Raw genomic sequence first — 16,782 nt, 5'->3', positions numbered from 1 at the left:
CTGCCGGAGCAGGAAAAGACCAACGGGTTAAAAAAGTAGTAACGTCGGGTGCAAGGTCTTACGCAAGACGTCCCAAGGCAGCCTTGAGACGCACGAGGTCGCGTTCAAAGGTTGCCTGTCGCTCGCGATTTTCTTCCACCACTTCCGGCTTGGCCCGGGCGACGAAATCGGCGTTCGCCAGCTTCCGCAGAACCTTCTGAAGTTCGGTTTCGTTTTTGCTGATCTCTTTGGCCAGACGGGCCCGTTCCGCATCAAGATCAATCAGTCCTTCAAGCGGAATGAATACGGTTGCCTCATCCAGTACGATCTGAGCAGCATTTTTCGGCGTTTCCGCTTCCAGAACACCGACTTCGGAAACGCGCGCCATACGCCCGATGGCTTCAGCCCATGTTTTGGCGCGTGCCAAGTTCTCGGGCTTCGCATCCCGGAACAGCAAAGGCGCTTTCTGGGACGGCGGAATGTTCATTTCCGACCGGACCGTGCGGACCTCACTGATGAGCCGGATTACCCAGTCCAGTTCATCCTGCGCCTCCTCTGCTGCCGGAACCGGTGTGACATCAGGCCAGCGGACTGTTTCAAACGCGCCCGGATATTCCAGTTCTTTCCATAATGTGGCGGTTACGAATGGAATGACCGGCTGCATGAGACGCAGAATCAGTCCCAGGACATGCGCGCTGACGACACGAATTTCTGTTGTCTCGTCTGTTTCGGTTGCAAAAACCGGTTTTGCAAATTCCACGAACCAGTCGCAGAAACGGCTCCAGACAAACCTGTAACAGCAGTTCGCATATTCATCGAAGCGATAGGCTGTCAGCGCACGCTGGGCTTCGGTGACAGCGACATTGGCTTCGGAAAGGATCCATCGACCAAGCGCGCTCCTGACAGTCGCAGGATCAAAGTCCTGAACAGGTTTTGCGCCGTTCATTTCAAGGAAACGCGCTGCGTTCCAGAGCTTCGTGATGAAAGCTCGATGCTCTTCCACCCGCTTGCGACCCAGCTTGATGTCACGCCCCGGCCCTGTTCCCGCACAGATGGCCAGTCGTGTTGCATCAGCACCAAATTCATTCACCAGATCCAGCGGGTCCAGTCCATTCCCGCGGGATTTGGACATTTTCTGCCCTTTTTCATCCCGGACAAGACCGTGAATCAGGACGGTCCGGAATGGAACATCCTTCATGAAATGCAGGCCCATCATCATCATCCGGGCGACCCAGAAGAAAATGATGTCAAAACCCGTGACAAGAACGCTGGTCGGGTAATATTTAGCCAGTTCTTCTGTCTGATCAGGCCATCCCAGAGTAGTAAAAGGCCACAGGCCGGAGCTGAACCATGTGTCCAGAACATCCTCGTCCTGCGTCAGGACAACGCCTGCGCCAGCCTGAGCCTGAGCTTCCTGCAGAGTTTCGGCTACATAAACGCTGCCATCGGGCCCGTACCAGGCAGGGATACGATGACCCCACCACAGCTGGCGGCTGATGCACCAAGGCTGGATGTCCCTCATCCACGCAAAGAACGTGTTCTGCCACTGGCGGGGCTCGAAAACGATCTTTCCGTTTTCGACGGCTTCAACCGCGGGCCCGGACAACGTCTTGGCATCACAATACCATTGCAGTGTCAGGCGTGGCTCGACAATCGCTCCGCCACGCTCCGCATAGGGCACTTGAAGTTTGTGGGGTTCGATCTTCTCGAGCCACCCGAGGCGCTCGAGTTCTGTCACGATGGCTTTGCGCGCGTCCTCCCGGCTCAGGCCGTAGAGAGACTGGACAAACGCAACTGAAGCCAGACCATCCACATCCCGCAGTTCGGACTGGATTTCGTCCAGCCAGATGCAGGCCGTTTCATCCAGAATTGTGGGCGTCGGAAGATCATGCCGGCGTCCGACTTCAAAATCGTTGAAATCGTGGGCCGGGGTGATCTTGACGGCGCCCGTTCCCTTCTCCGGGTCGGAATGCAGGTCTGCGACGACGGGAATGCGGCGTCCCGTCAGGGGAAGCGTCAGAAACTGGCCGATCATGCCGGCGTAGCGTTCATCGTCCGGATGAACCGCAACCGCAGTGTCCGCCAGCATCGTTTCAGGGCGTGTCGTTGCAACGGTAATGGTCTGGCCGTTCTCCAGCGGATAACGGATATACCACATTGAGCCTTTGGTTTCCCTGTTCTCCACTTCCAGGTCGGAAATGGCTGAACGGAACTTCGGGTCCCAGTTGACGAGACGGCAGTCGCGGTAAATCAATCCTTCCCTGTGAAGCTGAACAAAGACCTTGCGAACAGCCCGGGAGAGGCCCTCATCCATTGTGAAGCGTTCCCGCTCCCAGTCAGCTGAAGCCCCAAGCTTGCGAAGCTGGCGGACAATGGTCCCGCCATATTCGTTCTTCCAGTCCCAGACCCGTTCCAGGAATTTTTCACGCCCAAGAGTTGTCCGACTGGTCCCTTCCGCATCAAGGGCGCGTTCCACAACCATCTGGGTTGCAATACCGGCATGATCGGTCCCCGGCTGCCAGAGAACATTGTAGCCCTCCTGGCGCTTCCAGCGGATCAACATGTCCTGGAGCACGAAATTAAGGGAATGCCCCAGATGCAGTGTCCCGGTGACATTTGGCGGAGGGAACATGATCGAAAAAGGCGTACCGGGTGCATCAGGGTGCGCCCGGAAGGCCCCACTTTTTTCCCACTCATCGTACAGAGCGGCCTCATGATCGGCGGGGACAAAGCTTTTTTCGAGCATGGTTATCCAGAGAGTAGTAAAATCAGGAAAGAGCGTCAGATGCTCTTACTCGCGGGGGCGCAGACGCGCAATTTCTGCGCGGACAAGAATTTCAACCAGTGATGGCAGATGGGCATCAAGCCAGGTCCGAACCATTGTCCGGACTTCACTTCTAACCATATCCTCGATGGTCAGTCCGCTGCTCTGGCTAACAACGGTATCGGAAGGGATGGGCTTGCTGAGGGCCGATTGCAGGGCGTCCAGTGAGCGCTCGGCGGACGCAATGGTTTGAGGATTCATCAGATTGTCCTGATCTGGCGCGAAACTGCCCTTGCCTGCTTCTGCAGGTTTCCTATCGGACGAAGTTGCCGTTTCCGAGTTCCCGCCAGTCGCCGGAGACACCATCATGGATGTATCCAGCGTCAGTTCCTCTTCGCGGGTATCAGGCATGGCGGTGTGTTCCTTGTGTTCGGGAGCCGCAGAGGCGTCATCATGCAGAATATGACGGATCGAGTTCAGGACGTTTGCGACCGTCTCATGATCACCGGCAAGGGAATCGGGCGTGGAAGAAGTCATTGAAGAAGAGCAGTTCCGTTATCTGAAATGATTTCAGCGACCAGGCTGATTGATGGCGTAATCGCTCGTGCCCCACAGCTTGTTCTTTACTGCATTGTAATAGGCTTTTTCGTCGTAAAGCGGCACGCCAAGTTTGAGATCCACAGCTGTGAGTCGTCCCATGGCTGCTGCGACCGCGTAGGAAGACATGACCAGATTGGAAAGATGCTGAACCAGCGTCCGTTGCGACTGAAGAAGGGTCTGCTGCTGCTGAAGCACAGCCAGTGTGGTACTGGTTCCCACGAGTGCCTGTCTTTCCACGCCGTCAAGTGCAATCACATTGGCGGAAATGGCCTCACGGTCGCTCCCGATTGACTGCCGGTAAGATACCATCTGCTGCCAGTTCGATGCAGCTTTCTGCAGAGCAGTCCGTCGCTGGACATCCACTTCGCGGTGGGCCGCCTGTGCCTGCTGACGGGCCCCTCGGATGGAGGCATATTCAGAACCGCCCTGATAAAGCGGAATCTGGAAGCTGATTTCACCGAACTTGTTGTCCTGTATGGAGTGTCCATATGCTTGGTTGAGTTCGTGCTGATAATTCAGGCTTGCAGAGACTTTCGGCATGATCTGGGAAATCTGTACGGAGACGTTGTCCTTGCTCTGAGCTTCCGCGAAGAGGGCATTGACGACATTTGGATTGTTCTGGACTGCCAGAGAAACGGCTTCCTGCTCGCTTTTTATAGGTAGATTGAGCGGCTGTGGTGCCACGAGATTAGGTGCGCTGGTGATCCCCACTACCTGAAGATACGTTGCCTGCGCGCTCTGGAGTGTACCTTCTGCCTGTTGCCGCTCCGCAACTGCGCTGGCGAGAGCGGCCTGGGCCTGCGCAACGTCAGTCCGTGTAATTTCACCGACGTGGAATCGCTCCTGTGTGGCTTCAAGCTGATGTTGCAGCACATGCTCGTTGTTAATGGCGATCTGGAGAAGCTGTTCGTCCTCGACGACCCCGACATAAGCCTGAACGACATTGCTGAAGACTTCCTGCTCGGTCTCGATCAGCTTGGCGCGTTCCGCCATGACCTGATTGGTGGCCGCATGGACGCCGGCAACGGTCTTTCCACCCTGATATAAAGGCTGGGTGATAGTCACACCGCCCATATAGCCCGGAGTTTCGTATCGTCTGTTGCTACCCTGATATCCGGCGGAGGCAGCATAATCGCTTGAGCCGTTATAATAGGTCAGGCTGGCATTTGTCTGGACGGTGGGGCGCCAGCCGGCAAGCGCAGTCGGAACCTGTTCGTCAATTGAACGTAGCTTGGCCCGTTCTTCACGAAGGGTCGGATTGGTGAGGTAAGCGGTTGAGAGGGCTTCCTGAAGGGTATGCGGAACGAAAGTCGGAGATCCGCTCCCATCATATTTCTGCGCCAGGGAAGTACCAGTCAGGAGGAAGGACAGCAGACCGAGTCCGACTGGGACCGTCAGCTTTGTCGTACCGTAGTGTCCTGAGTTCATGAGTTGTTCCTGCCCTCTCCACGTCGGCATGTATGCCAGCGTTTGGTGAATGAGTTCTTAATACCCTGATGAGGGACAGAAGAAAATTCTTACTGTCAGAATATCCCCTCTTGACCAATCGGCGCCGAGGAGAGATATAGCTGCCTGCTCTCGGGGTCCGGTGGCAGAATGGTGATGTAGCGGACTGCAAATCCGCGTATGTGGGTTCGATTCCCGCCCGGACCTCCAGATATTTCCCTCCTCGCAGTAAACGGCTATTTTCAGACGGTCTTTATAGTCTCAGGCAGCACTATAGCCTGTTTTGCCAGCCGCCTTGACCGACTGATCAGGTATATCTCTCCATTTCTGACGATGTCTTGTTGCTGGTGATAGCCGCGATCTAATGGGGCCGCGTATTACGCACCTGCCAGTCGACAGGACCGTTCACAGATGTCTGCTTGTTATTGGGATTGCTTCGGTAAATCCTAGGACATTCTTTCATTCGGATTTTCAGAAAAGATTTTTCCTGAAAATCCGAAGATGCCGTGATTCCTGTTCAGGGATATTCAGCAGCGTAAGCAGCTGCGGCTCCAAAAAGACCAGGCTGCGGATGCATGATGATCTTGACGGGCATCTCGCTCATCATCGCTTCGAAACGGCCTTTTGCGACAAAGCGCTCGGCAAATCCCGAATCACTGAGGATATTGGCCAGACGCAGGCCCAACCCACCACCGATAACGACACCACGGGCGCCATGGGCAAGCGCCAGATCGCCCGAAATGGCACCAAGACTGAGACAGAAGCGTTCCAGAGCGGCTGCTGCCACGGTATCGGAACCTTCAAGTGCGTTTTTCCATAATGTCCGGTTATCACGCAGCGTGATGGGCCAGCCCTGCATTTCCGCAATGACTTCGTACAGGTTCGTCAGACCCGGCCCGGAAACAATCCGTTCTGCTGAAACACGACGGAATCTCAGCCGCAGGGCATGCAGAATCTTGTCTTCCAGTTCATCCAGTGGAGGGTAATCGAGATGCCCTCCTTCGGTTTCCATGACGAAATACCTGTCCTTGCGGCGTAAAAGACAGGCAGCGCCCAGCCCTGTGCCTGGACCGACAATTGTAATTGCCCCCTCTGACGGAAGATCGACGTCAGGGCCGCAGAGATGTTTCATCTGTGATGAGTCGACCTGTGCGACAGCGTGCGCAACAGCACCGAAATCATTGACGAGCACGAATTTGTCGAGATGCAGACGTCTCGCCAACTGGCTTGGCTGAATGATCCATGGGTTATTGGTCATCTTCAGAATTTCGCCAGTGACAGGGCATGCAACGGCGATTCCGGCTTCCTTGGGAAGCGGACGGTCAAGTTGACGACCAAACGTTTCCCAGGCAAGCGCCAGGCTTGCATGATCCGAACATTTCAGCGTGGTCTCCTGAGAGAGGGAAACCACCTTGCCGTCATCAATGGCAGCTATCGCAAATCGGGCGTGAGTTCCTCCGATATCGACAGCAACAATTTCCCTCATGGTCGTATAATCCTCATTAAATCCGGACGGCAGAATGACGAAAAGCAGTTGCCTACTGCCAAGGTGCCGTCAAGCTTTTCACAATTTTTCGTGTGTAGGGCTGACAGGTGCCTGCTTCACTTCTGCACTGCGCAGCAGTCGATGTGCGACAGGACGGGGCACAAGCATTTCCAGTATCCGGGCGATCATGAATGGCCATGGGAAAACAAGGTGCGCCCTGCCCTGACGGACAGCGCGCCCGATCAGGCGCGCGGCTTTCTGGGGTGTTACCAGGAAAGGACGCGGTCCCTCGAGGCGGCGACTCATTGGAGTATCGACATAGCCGGGAGAAACCAGCGTGATTTTTACGCCGTGCGGTGCCATGGCGGCATGAAGAGCCGTGCTGAAGCGGGCCAGACCGGCTTTCGAACCGCTATATGCCGTAGCAACCGGAAGATCGTGAAATGCCGCGACAGACCCCAGAAGAACAATGTTGCCCTGCTTGCGGAGCGCCATGCGGCCAGCCATTTCCGTGGCAAGCGTGGCAGGCGTGGTGAAATTGACGAGTGAGATTTTCCGCACATCTTCAGCCGCTTCCGCGAGCGCGCCTTCCGGCCGGATATCTCCCAGTCCTGCACCGAGAACAAGAAGGTCGACCGTGTTTTCGTCATCCGCGGCCCGCAGGGTCTCAAAGGCCGTTTCCGTCTCACACAGATCCAGCGACAGGACGGAGACAGTACTTCCCCGCTTGCGGACCTGCTCGGCGGTCTCTTCAAGCCGGCGCATGTTTCTTCCCCAGAGAGAAAGATGCGTCCCCGGACGGGCGTAATAGAGTGCCAGAGCCGCCCCGATGCCGCTGGATGCACCGGTAATGAGGGCGTGAAACCGGGGGGATGTGGAAGAAACAGGATCGTCGGACATGGAAAACCATATTATTCGTGGTCGGATGGATGCTGGAAAGGTATAGCCCTCCCATGCAACAAGACGCGACCCCGTGCCGCAAGGGCACAGTATCCTGCCTTGCGGGATATGTTTTCAGATCAGAGGTGCAAGGCCCTACCCTATGACATTGCCCGACAAGACTGACATGCCTGCTCCACATGACGCTCTTGTGGTTCGCCCTGTCACGACACGGGCAGATCTCCGGCTTTTCATTACGCTGCCTCGCCGTCTCTATGCAGACATGCCCGGTTTCGTGGCGCCGCTGGACATGGAGCAGAACGACCTTCTCAACCCCCGGAAAGCTGCTATTTTCCGGCATGCCAGCATCCGCTATTTCATAGCCTGGCGTGGTCGGACGCCTGTAGGGCGCATCGCAGCCATCGTGGATCATCGCGCCATTGAGCACTGGGACCAGAAGATCGGCTCTTTTGGTGCGCTGGATGCCGTTTCCGAGAAAGCAGTTGTGACGCTTCTGCTGGAAACGGCCCGCAACTGGCTCCGCCTTCAGGGCATGAAGAGAATGCGTGGCCCCGTGACCCTTAGTGGTAACGGCGAATCCGGACTCATGATCGAAGGGCAGGACCAGCCCCTCATGATTGCCATGCCCTGGCATCCGCGCCTGCTGGGCAAACTCGTGGAAGACGCGGGCTACAGCCCCGTCGAGGATCTTCTGAGTTACAAGCTCGATCTTGATGACAGCACGGAGTCGCGCTTTCGCATCCCGGGCGATCTGAAGGTCGGTGAAGGACGACTGGGTTCCATCTCGATCAAGCGCCTGTCCAAGAAACAGATTACAGAACAGGGCGAGGTCCTGCGCCGGCTCTACAATGATGCCTGGAGTGACAAGTTCAATTTTGTTCCGCTTCAGGATTATGAGATGCAGGCCATGATCCACCAGCTCAAACCGCTGCTTCGACCCGAACATTACGTTCAGATCGAACAGGATGACGAGCCGGTGGCGATGGCGCTCGTGGTTCCCAATCTCTATGACATCGCCGGTGACCTGGGAGGTGACCCTTCGCCTCTGGGGTGGATCAAGCTGGCCGCCCGGCTCGGGCTGCACAGATTCCATTCGGCACGTGTCATCCTTTTGGGCGTGACCCAGCGGCTCCGCGGAACGATGCTGGGCGCGCTGCTTCCCTCACTGGCCATCGCGGAACTGATGCGCCGCCGACATGCCCTGCCCTACAAGTGGGTGGAACTCGGCTGGATTCAGCAGTCCGATCAGGGCATGAGACATCTCGCGGAAGCGATCGTTCCCCATCCCTACAAGCGCTATCGTCTGTATGAACGCGCCATTGATGATCCGGCATGAAAATCTGATCGCGGGAAAGGCGGAAGGCAGTCAGAAATGCTGCCAGCCACCTTTCTCCATCCGCATCAGGCTCCCATCCGCAGCCAGCACCCGAACACCAGAACCGGAGATGACCCTTCCAATCCGGTGAACCGGAACATTACCGGTGGCACAGGCCATTTGGAGAGCGTGTTCGTTCTGATGGGGACACGCCAGAAGAAGTTCATAATCGTCTCCTCCCGTCAGGCGTCGCTCCAGCCATTGCTCTCCTGAGGCAGAGGCGGCCTCGGAGGCCGGAACCGCACTGGCGACGAATTCGAGAGCGACACGGGATTCCCGGGCCATATGTCCGCAGTCCTGAACCAGCCCATCTGAAATATCCATGGCCGCACTGACGATGCCATTCAACGCCAGCCCTGTCCGTGGCTGTGGAATACGGTAGCGCTCCGCCAGAAAGCCGGTTGGATCGCACAGTACGCCCTGCAGAACCAGAAGTCCGAGCGCCGCATCTCCGATTGTTCCCGTTACCCAGAGACTGTCTCCAGAGCGAGCGCCATTGCGCCTGAGCGCGCAGCCTTTCCTGAGCCTGCCAAACACAGTCGCTGACAGGACGAGAGGGCCTGCGGTTGACGTCGTGTCTCCCCCCAGCAGGGTCACGCCAAAACGCTGCTGGTCCGCCTTCAGCCCTGAAGAAAAGGCGCCGAACCATGCGTCGTCGTGCATCCCGTCCCGTGGAACCGTTATATTCAGCGTATAGGCATGAGGTTTCGCACCCATCGCCGCAAGATCGGAAAGATTGCAGCGCAGGAGCTTGCGTCCAAGCGTCTCCGGCGGGTCGTCCGGCAGAAAATGGACATTTTCCACCATGGTATCGGTGGAAAGGGCGATTTCTTCGCCTGCTGGGCAGTCCAGCAGGGCGCAGTCATCCCGTAGATCAAGGCTTCCCGCCCCTGCCAGGGGCTGAAAATGCCGGGCGATGAAATCGAACTCGCCCAGCATGGCTCAGGGATTGTCTTCGTTGCGGCGGCTTACGGTGTCCAGGACGCCATTCACCATCTTGGGGGCATCGCCAGAGAAAAAGCCGTGAGCGACATCCAAGTATTCATTGATGATGATGCGGTCAGGCGTATCGGTTTCGATCAGTTCATAAACCGCAGCCCGCAGAAGTGCACGCAGAACCGGATCAAGCCGGGGAAGCGGCCAGTTCTCCGGCAGGGTGTCCGCCAGAACGTGATCAATGCGATCCTGCTCCAGCGTCGTGCCCCGTACAAGAACCTGAAACAGGGAAAGGTCGGCATCGGGGATGTGGCCATCCTCGAAAGAAGCCCCCGCTGCGACCCGCCGATGGCGGACGAACTGGTTGATGACGGTTTCCGCGTTATCACCCGACTGCTCACACTGGAAAAGGGCCTGTACGGCCGCAACTCGTGCGATCGTGCGGCTGCGGCGCGTCGGTCGGCTGGATGGCGCGTCTGATGCGGTCATGAGGTCTCCTGGGAGTCGGTTTTATGATCGGGGAGCGTGGTCTCCCCTGGAAAAGGCTGCATGTCTGCGAGGATCTTCGAGAAAGCCTCGACCTCGCGGAAATCGCGATAGACGCTGGCGAAGCGGACATAGGCCACACCATCCACTTCGCGCAATGCATCCATTGCAAGTTCGCCAATGTGATGTGAAGAAATATCCTGATCGCCAGAGGCTTCCAGCTGCCGGACAAGGCCGTTGACCAGCCGCTCCTGTCTTTCTTCCGGCACGGGGCGCTTGCGCAGCGCCACCCGGATGGACCGCGACAGTTTGTCCCGGTCGAAAGGCACGCGCCGTCCATCGGCTTTTGTGACCGTCAGTTCCCGGAGCTGGATCCGTTCGACCGTCGTAAAACGCTGCGTACAGGCCGAGCAGACACGTCTGCGCCGGATGGCCACACCATCTTCGGTGGAGCGGCTGTCCTTGACCTGTGTGTCATCATGTCCGCAAAAGGGGCAACGCATGCACTGTCCTGATTGTTGGGGCCTTGTCGTGCCACTGGAAATGAGGCCAGTTTACCGGATGATGCGTTCGGACCCAAACTGGACCATCCATGAAGCGGGAGACTGTCGTTGAAACGGGTATCTGTCCTAGCTGGCGTCCTTGCCTTTTTTACCACCCAGGCCATTGCGCAGGACGCGGTCACTGCTCCGGACGTGGCCCATAATGAACAGAGGATCGTGGTCGCTGACGGGACGTTCCAGGCCTCTTCCCATTATCCCCAGCAGGGATCGGGTTACTTCACGATTCGCAATGATGACGGGAACGATCATCTCCTGAAAGGCATTACCTCTCCTGTCTGCACCACCGTCATGGCGCATCACACGGACCAGGAACAGACGCCCGGTGCCAATGATCTTTTCAATCACCTGGCCCTGCCCCCTAACTCGACCATGATCTTTCCCCCTGCCGGCTATCACCTGCTGTGCGAGGGTGTTACCTCGATGCCGCCTACCGGCAGTCATGTTCCGTTCACGTTCCATTTCCTCAAGGGAAGCGACATTACGGTCAGCTTCACTGTAACGGCGCCGGATCCGAACAGCTTCGACTGACGTCCTGTCAGGATGTTATGGCTGCCTTCAGGTTTTCTTTCAGGACCTGAAGGACCGATGCGCCATAACGGTCCAGCTTCGAGGATCCCACGCCCCGGATACAGGCCAGCTCGCTCTGTGTCGTAGGATATTCGCGTGCAATGTCCCGCAGCACGGAATCGTGGAAAATAACGTAAGGCGGAATTTCCTGCTCCCGCGCTTCCGACAGGCGCCAGCTTCTGAGCGCATCGAATGTCATACGTTCGTCGGGTGAGAGACTGTCATTTTCCGGGTTGCCGCTGACGGCAGCGGCCAGTGGGCGCCGTACATCCATCCGCAGGGAAATGCGTTCGGCGCCCCGCAGGATGGGACGTGCGATCTCGGACTGGAGCGCCAGACTGCCATATTCTCCATGCATCCGAATCGCGCCACGTGCAATCAGCTGCCGGATGACCCCCCGCCACCAGTTCTCGCTCTGATCCTTGCCAATGCCGAAAACAGAAAGATGCTGATAGGCGTTGCGCTCAATCGTCTCATTGAGGCGCCCGCGCAGCACATTGGAGAGCTGGACCGCCCCAAGTCTCTGTCCTGTCCGGTATATGGCCGACAGGACTTTCTGGGCAGCTTCGGTTCCGTCAAAGGTGGAAACCGGATTGAGGCAACTATCACAATGGCCGCATGGCGCGTCCAGCGTTTCCCCGAAACACGCTAGAAGCGCCTGCGTCCGGCAGCCTGTCGTTTCGGTCAGGGCGATCATGCTTTCCAGCCGGGATTGCATGACACGCTTCTCATGGTCGGGTGCGCTGGACTGCTCAAGCCAGTAACGCGCCCGGGCCATGTCTTCTCCGCCATAGAGCAGAAGCGTTTCCGAGCGCTCCCCATCCCGCCCTGCCCGGCCAATCTGCTGGTAATAGGCTTCCGGGGATGATGGCATGTCGAGATGAACGACGCAGCGGACATCCGGACGGTCGATGCCCATGCCGAAGGCAATGGTCGCCACGATGACCATGTCTTCCCCCGACCGGAAGCGCATCAGCGCCGCCCGTTTTTCCAACGGGGACAGTCCGGCATGATAAGGCAAAGCCGTCAGGCCCTTCTCGCGCAGCATCGTCGCAGTGCGCTCGGTCTTGTTCCGGCTTCCACAATAGACAATGGAAGCGCCGGTTCGGTGGTTCTGGAGTGTCTCCAGAAGCTGGCGGCTTTCACCCCCCTTCGGACGGGCCTCCACAAACAGGTTGGGACGATGAAAACTGGCCATCAGAACGCGCGCCTGGGGCATGCCCAGTACGTTCAGGATGTCGTCGCGCGTACGTGGATCGGCCGTAGCCGTCAGGGCGATGCGTGGAACACCGGGAAACAGTTCGGGCAGGCTCGCCAGCGCCCGGTATTCGGGACGGAATTCATGCCCCCAGGCTGAAACGCAATGCGCTTCGTCGATGGCAATGAGGGAAATTTTCCGTCGCGCCAGAAAGCTGCTGGTTCCGGGCTGAAGCAGGCGCTCGGGTGAGATATAGAGAATATCAATGGTGCCGTTGCGCAGGTCATGACGCAGCGTCTCGCGCTCGTCGGCTTCCAGTTCGGAATGCAGGGCAGCGGCCCGGATACCAAGCTGACGTAACCCCGCAACCTGATCATCCATCAGGGCAATCAGGGGGGAGATGACAAGCCCCATGCCTTCCCGGCAGAGGGCGGGAACCTGATAGCACAGGCTCTTGCCGCCTCCCGTCGGCATCAGGACAAGAACATCTTCTCCCCGCATGACAGTCTCGACAGCGTCCTGCTGGAGACCACGAAAACCGGAAAAACCGAAAACATCCGACAGGACGTCGCTGGGATTTTTCCCTGCTTTCTCAGGAGACTCTGCGTTCTGTCCTTCCGTCATTCAGGATGCCGGTTCAGTGGCCCGGGACAATGGTAATGGACACGCGGCGCAGCGCGACACGGGAGTCCTCGATGGCTGCCGGTGCATGGGGGGCCATCTCGATCCGTGCACCATTCAGGCCGTCATTCATAAGCTGCGTAGCAACGGTCTGGGCGCGGCTGCTGGCCAGTTCCTTCAGGATGTCCGGATCACCATTGACGCCCGAGGAGCCAGAAACCTGCACGACGGAGGCGTGTTCGGCGCGCGCGGCTGCCGCAGCCTTGCTGACAATGGCTGTTCCAACCGGGCTCAGGCTGACCGATTCACGATCGAAAAAAACGACATAACTGTCGCGTTCCTGCTGCTGGGCGCACCCTGCCAGAGAGGCGGACAGGACGAGAACCGGCGCCGCAAGGCGGATGGAAGAAAGAAAGCGAACCATGGTGCAACGTCCTGTCAGGAAGGGTAAAGGCTTTAGGTGCCTTTTCCGCTTGAGTGGGTCAACTGGCATACGAAACAACCTGCCCATCTTCCAGGCGCCAGATCCGGTCCAGCCGTTCGACACCGGTGAGACGATGAACGATCAGAAGAACGCTCCGTCCCTCCCCGACATCATTCAGCGTTTCCAGGAAAGCCCGTTCCGTCTCTGCGTCCAGACCGGTGGCAGGTTCATCGAGAATGAGGATGGGAGCTTCAGAGAGGAGCACCCGCGCCAGCGCAAGCCGCCGTCCCTGTCCGCCAGAAAGCTTCGAACCGCTTTCTCCGATCCATGTCTCCAGTCCCTCGGGAAGCGAGCGGACGACATCCGCGACGCGGGCTTTCTCCAGAGCATCCCAAAGTGCATCGTCGGAAAGGTCCGTCCGTCCCAGAAGCAGATTGCCCCTTACGGTATCATCAAACAGATGGCTGGCCTGCGAAAGCCATGCAATCTGTGAACGTAGGTCGTCATCCTTCAGGTCGATGATGTCCACTCCGCCCAGAAGAATCTTCCCCTTCTCCGGCGGCACGACCTTGAGAAGTAGCGCCGCAAGACTGGATTTTCCGGCTCCGGATGGTCCGATCAGTGCAGCCCGTTCTCCCTGTCGCAGCGTCAGGTTCAGGTCCCTGAACACAGGCGCGCGTTCGGGGGTCCACCTGAATGTCACGTCTTCAACGCGGATATCACGTCCGGATGGTAGAGGCTGATCGCCTTCCGCAACGGCCGGGGCCCGATCCGCGACCTCCACGATCCGTTCTGCCGCATGGGCAACCTGCCCGCCCAGAAGACCGGCCCGCGCCAGCCCCGTCACACCATCCAGCGCCGTAATCGCAACAAAGAGTGCCATCACCCCAGCGACAGGAGCAGCCACCGGGAAAAACAGTCCAGCCACGGCACAGAGAATGACCACCACACCAAGCTTCGCGATCAGGGATGCGAAGCCATGCATCAGCGCCATACGCACGGCCTGGCGGCGTTGGGCGGCGAGAAGGGTCTCTTGGCGCTTGATGACGGCTTCTGAGAGAACGTCTTCCGCTCCGAAGGCCCGTGCCTCCCGCAGGCCGGAAGCCAGGTCGAGAGACGCGATGCGCAGGTCGGATTCAGCGCGGAGGATATCCGGTCCACAACGTCGTGACAGGCGCAGACCAAGCCAGGGAAGCACAAACGCCAGAATGGCAAACAGAATGCCTGTCAGCAGTCCGGCCGCCACGCCAGTCCGAAGCCAGATGAAAGTCGCGATGGGCAGGGTCAGGACAGCTGCCGCAAGCGGGACCAGAATGCGGAGGTAAAGGTTGTCCAGTGTCTGTACATCGGACACCAGGCGCGACAGCAGATCTCCGGATCTCTGGAACCCGAGCCCTGCCGCGGCGCCTTTTGCAAGACACCGATAGAACCATACGCGCAGATCCGCCAGCGCACGGAACATCGCATCATGGGTGTACAGGCGTTCGACATATCGCAGGATGATCTGGGAAGAACCGGCAAAGCGCAGGAGCAGATAGCCAGCCCCAACCCCGATGGCCGCGCCTGTCAGGCGACCACCGGCCTCCCCCATCAGCGCCAGTCCAGCGCAGACGGAAAGTTCGGCAAGGATCAACCCTGTGATGAGACGGCCGTATTGTGGCCTCCAGACCTGAAGAATGCGAGAGAGTGCGCTTGTAGAGCGAACGTTCGAGGTACGAGGAGAGGAACTCATGCGGCTTCTCCCGTAAGAGCGACAGCGCGCCCGGCTTCCAGAACCAGATGACGTCCGTGGAACTGGCGGGCCTGTGCGGAATGGGTACACAGGATGACGGTCCGCCCTTTGGCCAGCGCCCGCAGGCTGCCGAGAATGTCCGCTTCTGTCGTAGGATCGAGATGGGAGGTCGGTTCATCAAGCAGAAGAAGGGGAGCATTTTTCAGATAGGCGCGGGCAATGGCGATACGCTGCGCCTGCCCACCTGAAAGACCAAAGCCACCTTCGCCAATGCGTGTTTCCAGCCCTTCGGGAAGAGCGGTCAGATACTGATCAACAGCAGCCGCCCTGATCGCGGCATCCAGTTCCTCGCCGGAGGCATCTGGGCGGGCAAAGAGGATGTTCTCCCGGATCGTACCGGCGAAAAGAACAGGCTTCTGACCGATCCAGCTTATGATGGAAGAAATCTGACGAGGGGTCATCTGACGCATGTCCTGCCCTCCCAGAAGGATACAACCTCCTGTCGGACTGACAAATCCCAGAAGCAATTCCAGCAGGGTGGACTTGCCGGCGCCAGATGGGCCTTCAAGAATCAGTACAGCCCCTGCTGGGAGCTGGAAGCTGACATCATGAATGACGGCACCACGCTTTTCATTCCATGCGAAGGAGACATGTTCCGCAGCGACGGAAATGCCGCCCTCTGCGTGCTGCGGTGTCGCCGGAGCCGTATTTTCGGCTGCGGGCATGGGAGCAAGGTCATGCATCGCCTCTGCCGCAGCCGTGGCATGTGCACGGTCCTGATAGGCGGCGGAAAGCGCACGAAATGAAGCGAAAGCCTCCGGTACCAGCAGAACAGCATACAGGGCGCTGGTCACCATGGCTTCGGAAGAGCCCGCTATCAGATGACGGCTCTGGCTGACAACGATCAGAACCAAGGCTGCCACCATGGCAATATCTGTTGTGGCGGACGCTATGAATGCAATCCGCAGAACCTTCATGGTCCTGAGCCGCAGGTCATCGGCGCTTTTCGCAAGGGCCTGCGTTTCGCGTTCCGTGCCACCTGACAGAACGATGGTTGCGATACCCTTGACGCGATCAAGGAAACGCGTCTGAAGCCGGGTCATGGCAAGAAACTGGCGGCGGGACGCAACGCCGGTAGCAATCCCGAAAATGGCCTGAAACACAGGCAGGGACGCACAGCACAGCCCCAGAATGATACCGGCCTGATGATTTTCAAGATAAAGCGCGATCACCACGATCCACTGTGAAACAAGCCACAGGGCAGCGGCAGGAAGCCAGCGACCGAAATAACCGTCGAGGGCTTCGATGCGGTCGACAAGAGTGGCGGCAATCGCGGAGCTATGCTGTCTGCGAAGCAGGGCAGGTCCTTCGCCAACGATGCGGGAAAGCACTTCGGCCCGTAAGCGTCTGCGGGCTTCCATGCCTGCTGTGGACGCTGCCAGTTCCTGCAACACGGACAGAACCGTGCGAACGATACAGACGAGAAGGAAAACCGTGATGGCGGGCGCCACATTTTCCAGGTTGCCTGTCAGGATGGAAGCAAGTGTCCGGGCCAGAGCCCATGCCTGCAGCAGACCCAAAAGGGTCGAGAGCAGTCCGAGGATCACTACAACGGAGGTGCGGGAGCGACTGGCTCGCCCCTGCGCCTTCACCCACGCTTTTGCGATTTTCTTGTCGGCCTTCATGACCCCAGCATATAGGTCGC

General features: G+C 58.2%; 14 protein-coding genes and 1 tRNA gene. 3 read left to right on the top strand and 12 right to left on the bottom strand.

The features are described from left to right. Nucleotides 1–58: 58 nt before the first annotated feature. From GMO_RS05845 to GMO_RS05835, 3 genes are read right to left on the bottom strand one after another with little or no spacing between them, the layout of a single operon-like run. On the bottom strand, nt 59–2,725 hold the full coding sequence (locus tag GMO_RS05845; protein WP_008851387.1) for a valine--tRNA ligase: 2,667 nt from the start codon (nt 2,723–2,725) through the stop codon (nt 59–61). A gap of 45 nt (nt 2,726–2,770) precedes the next feature. Next, nucleotides 2,771–3,280 carry a DUF2497 domain-containing protein gene (locus tag GMO_RS05840; RefSeq protein ID WP_008851386.1) on the bottom strand — a complete coding sequence of 170 codons (510 nt, stop codon included), beginning with the start codon at nt 3,278–3,280 and terminating at the stop codon, nt 2,771–2,773. A gap of 33 nt (nt 3,281–3,313) precedes the next feature. After that, nucleotides 3,314–4,771 (bottom strand): TolC family outer membrane protein, encoded by a 1,458-nt coding sequence (locus GMO_RS05835; protein WP_008851385.1) that lies wholly within the window; start codon nt 4,769–4,771, stop codon nt 3,314–3,316. A 154-nt stretch (nt 4,772–4,925) separates the two neighbouring features. Between GMO_RS05835 and GMO_RS05830 the strand changes: the two genes are divergently transcribed. Beyond that, nucleotides 4,926–4,999: transfer RNA gene (locus GMO_RS05830), tRNA-Cys, on the top strand. Between the two features lie 307 nt (nt 5,000–5,306). Here GMO_RS05830 and glk read toward each other — a convergent pair. Next, on the bottom strand, nt 5,307–6,275 hold the full coding sequence (gene glk, locus GMO_RS05825; protein ID WP_008851384.1) for a glucokinase: 969 nt from the start codon (nt 6,273–6,275) through the stop codon (nt 5,307–5,309). Between the two features lie 78 nt (nt 6,276–6,353). After that, entirely contained in the window at nt 6,354–7,175 is an 822-nt protein-coding gene (locus GMO_RS05820) for an SDR family NAD(P)-dependent oxidoreductase (RefSeq protein ID WP_008851383.1), read from the bottom strand. 142 nt (nt 7,176–7,317) lie between these two features. On the opposite strand from GMO_RS05820, the gene GMO_RS05815 reads away from it, so the two are divergent. After that, entirely contained in the window at nt 7,318–8,511 is a 1,194-nt protein-coding gene (locus GMO_RS05815) for a hypothetical protein (RefSeq protein ID WP_008851382.1), read from the top strand. Nucleotides 8,512–8,541: 30 nt separating this feature from the next. On the opposite strand, the gene thiL is transcribed toward GMO_RS05815, so the two are convergent. The 3 genes from thiL to nrdR are packed head-to-tail and all read right to left on the bottom strand — an operon-like array spanning nt 8,542 to nt 10,475. Further along, entirely contained in the window at nt 8,542–9,489 is a 948-nt protein-coding gene (gene thiL, locus GMO_RS05810) for a thiamine-phosphate kinase (RefSeq protein WP_008851381.1), read from the bottom strand. A 3-nt stretch (nt 9,490–9,492) separates the two neighbouring features. Continuing rightward, nucleotides 9,493–9,975 (bottom strand): transcription antitermination factor NusB, encoded by a 483-nt coding sequence (gene nusB, locus GMO_RS05805; RefSeq protein ID WP_008851380.1) that lies wholly within the window; start codon nt 9,973–9,975, stop codon nt 9,493–9,495. Next, on the bottom strand, nt 9,972–10,475 hold the full coding sequence (gene nrdR / locus GMO_RS05800; protein ID WP_008851379.1) for a transcriptional regulator NrdR: 504 nt from the start codon (nt 10,473–10,475) through the stop codon (nt 9,972–9,974). Before nrdR ends, nusB begins: the two co-directional genes overlap by 4 nt. A 108-nt stretch (nt 10,476–10,583) precedes the next feature. Between nrdR and GMO_RS05795 the strand changes: the two genes are divergently transcribed. Further along, nucleotides 10,584–11,063, top strand: coding sequence for a copper chaperone PCu(A)C (locus GMO_RS05795; protein ID WP_040508352.1), 480 nt, complete (start codon nt 10,584–10,586; stop codon nt 11,061–11,063). A gap of 7 nt (nt 11,064–11,070) precedes the next feature. Here the strand turns inward: GMO_RS05795 and recQ are convergent, their stop codons facing one another. The 4 genes from recQ to cydD are packed head-to-tail and all read right to left on the bottom strand — an operon-like array spanning nt 11,071 to nt 16,762. After that, nucleotides 11,071–12,924, bottom strand: a complete 1,854-nt coding sequence (recQ, locus tag GMO_RS05790; protein WP_008851377.1) for a DNA helicase RecQ — start codon at nt 12,922–12,924, stop codon at nt 11,071–11,073. Between the two features lie 13 nt (nt 12,925–12,937). Further along, complete coding sequence (locus tag GMO_RS05785) at nt 12,938–13,345, bottom strand: OmpA family protein (RefSeq protein WP_008851376.1); 408 nt, start codon at nt 13,343–13,345, stop codon at nt 12,938–12,940. Between the two features lie 58 nt (nt 13,346–13,403). Then, nucleotides 13,404–15,077: a thiol reductant ABC exporter subunit CydC gene (cydC, locus tag GMO_RS05780; RefSeq protein WP_040508350.1), complete on the bottom strand. Its 1,674-nt coding sequence runs from the start codon at nt 15,075–15,077 to the stop codon at nt 13,404–13,406. Next, nucleotides 15,074–16,762: a thiol reductant ABC exporter subunit CydD gene (gene cydD, locus GMO_RS05775; RefSeq protein ID WP_008851374.1), complete on the bottom strand. Its 1,689-nt coding sequence runs from the start codon at nt 16,760–16,762 to the stop codon at nt 15,074–15,076. Before cydD ends, cydC begins: the two co-directional genes overlap by 4 nt. Nucleotides 16,763–16,782: the final 20 nt, after the last annotated feature.

The organism is Gluconobacter morbifer G707, assembly GCF_000234355.1.
GTDB classification, from domain to species: domain Bacteria; phylum Pseudomonadota; class Alphaproteobacteria; order Acetobacterales; family Acetobacteraceae; genus Gluconobacter; species Gluconobacter morbifer.
The sequence above is the reverse complement of the archived record's forward strand: the minus strand, read 5'-3'. Positions and strand labels throughout refer to the sequence as shown.

Coding starts and splice junctions, on each gene's coding strand:
- GMO_RS05845 (WP_008851387.1), bottom strand. CDS start 2,725: ATGCTCGAAAAAAGCTTTGTCCCCGCCGATCATGAGGCCGCTCTGTAC.
- GMO_RS05840 (WP_008851386.1), bottom strand. CDS start 3,280: ATGACTTCTTCCACGCCCGATTCCCTTGCCGGTGATCATGAGACGGTC.
- GMO_RS05835 (WP_008851385.1), bottom strand. CDS start 4,771: ATGAACTCAGGACACTACGGTACGACAAAGCTGACGGTCCCAGTCGGA.
- glk (WP_008851384.1), bottom strand. CDS start 6,275: ATGAGGGAAATTGTTGCTGTCGATATCGGAGGAACTCACGCCCGATTT.
- GMO_RS05820 (WP_008851383.1), bottom strand. CDS start 7,175: ATGTCCGACGATCCTGTTTCTTCCACATCCCCCCGGTTTCACGCCCTC.
- GMO_RS05815 (WP_008851382.1), top strand. CDS start 7,318: ATGACATTGCCCGACAAGACTGACATGCCTGCTCCACATGACGCTCTT.
- thiL (WP_008851381.1), bottom strand. CDS start 9,489: ATGCTGGGCGAGTTCGATTTCATCGCCCGGCATTTTCAGCCCCTGGCA.
- nusB (WP_008851380.1), bottom strand. CDS start 9,975: ATGACCGCATCAGACGCGCCATCCAGCCGACCGACGCGCCGCAGCCGC.
- nrdR (WP_008851379.1), bottom strand. CDS start 10,475: ATGCGTTGCCCCTTTTGCGGACATGATGACACACAGGTCAAGGACAGC.
- recQ (WP_008851377.1), bottom strand. CDS start 12,924: ATGACGGAAGGACAGAACGCAGAGTCTCCTGAGAAAGCAGGGAAAAAT.
- GMO_RS05785 (WP_008851376.1), bottom strand. CDS start 13,345: ATGGTTCGCTTTCTTTCTTCCATCCGCCTTGCGGCGCCGGTTCTCGTC.
- cydC (WP_040508350.1), bottom strand. CDS start 15,077: ATGAGTTCCTCTCCTCGTACCTCGAACGTTCGCTCTACAAGCGCACTC.
- cydD (WP_008851374.1), bottom strand. CDS start 16,762: ATGAAGGCCGACAAGAAAATCGCAAAAGCGTGGGTGAAGGCGCAGGGG.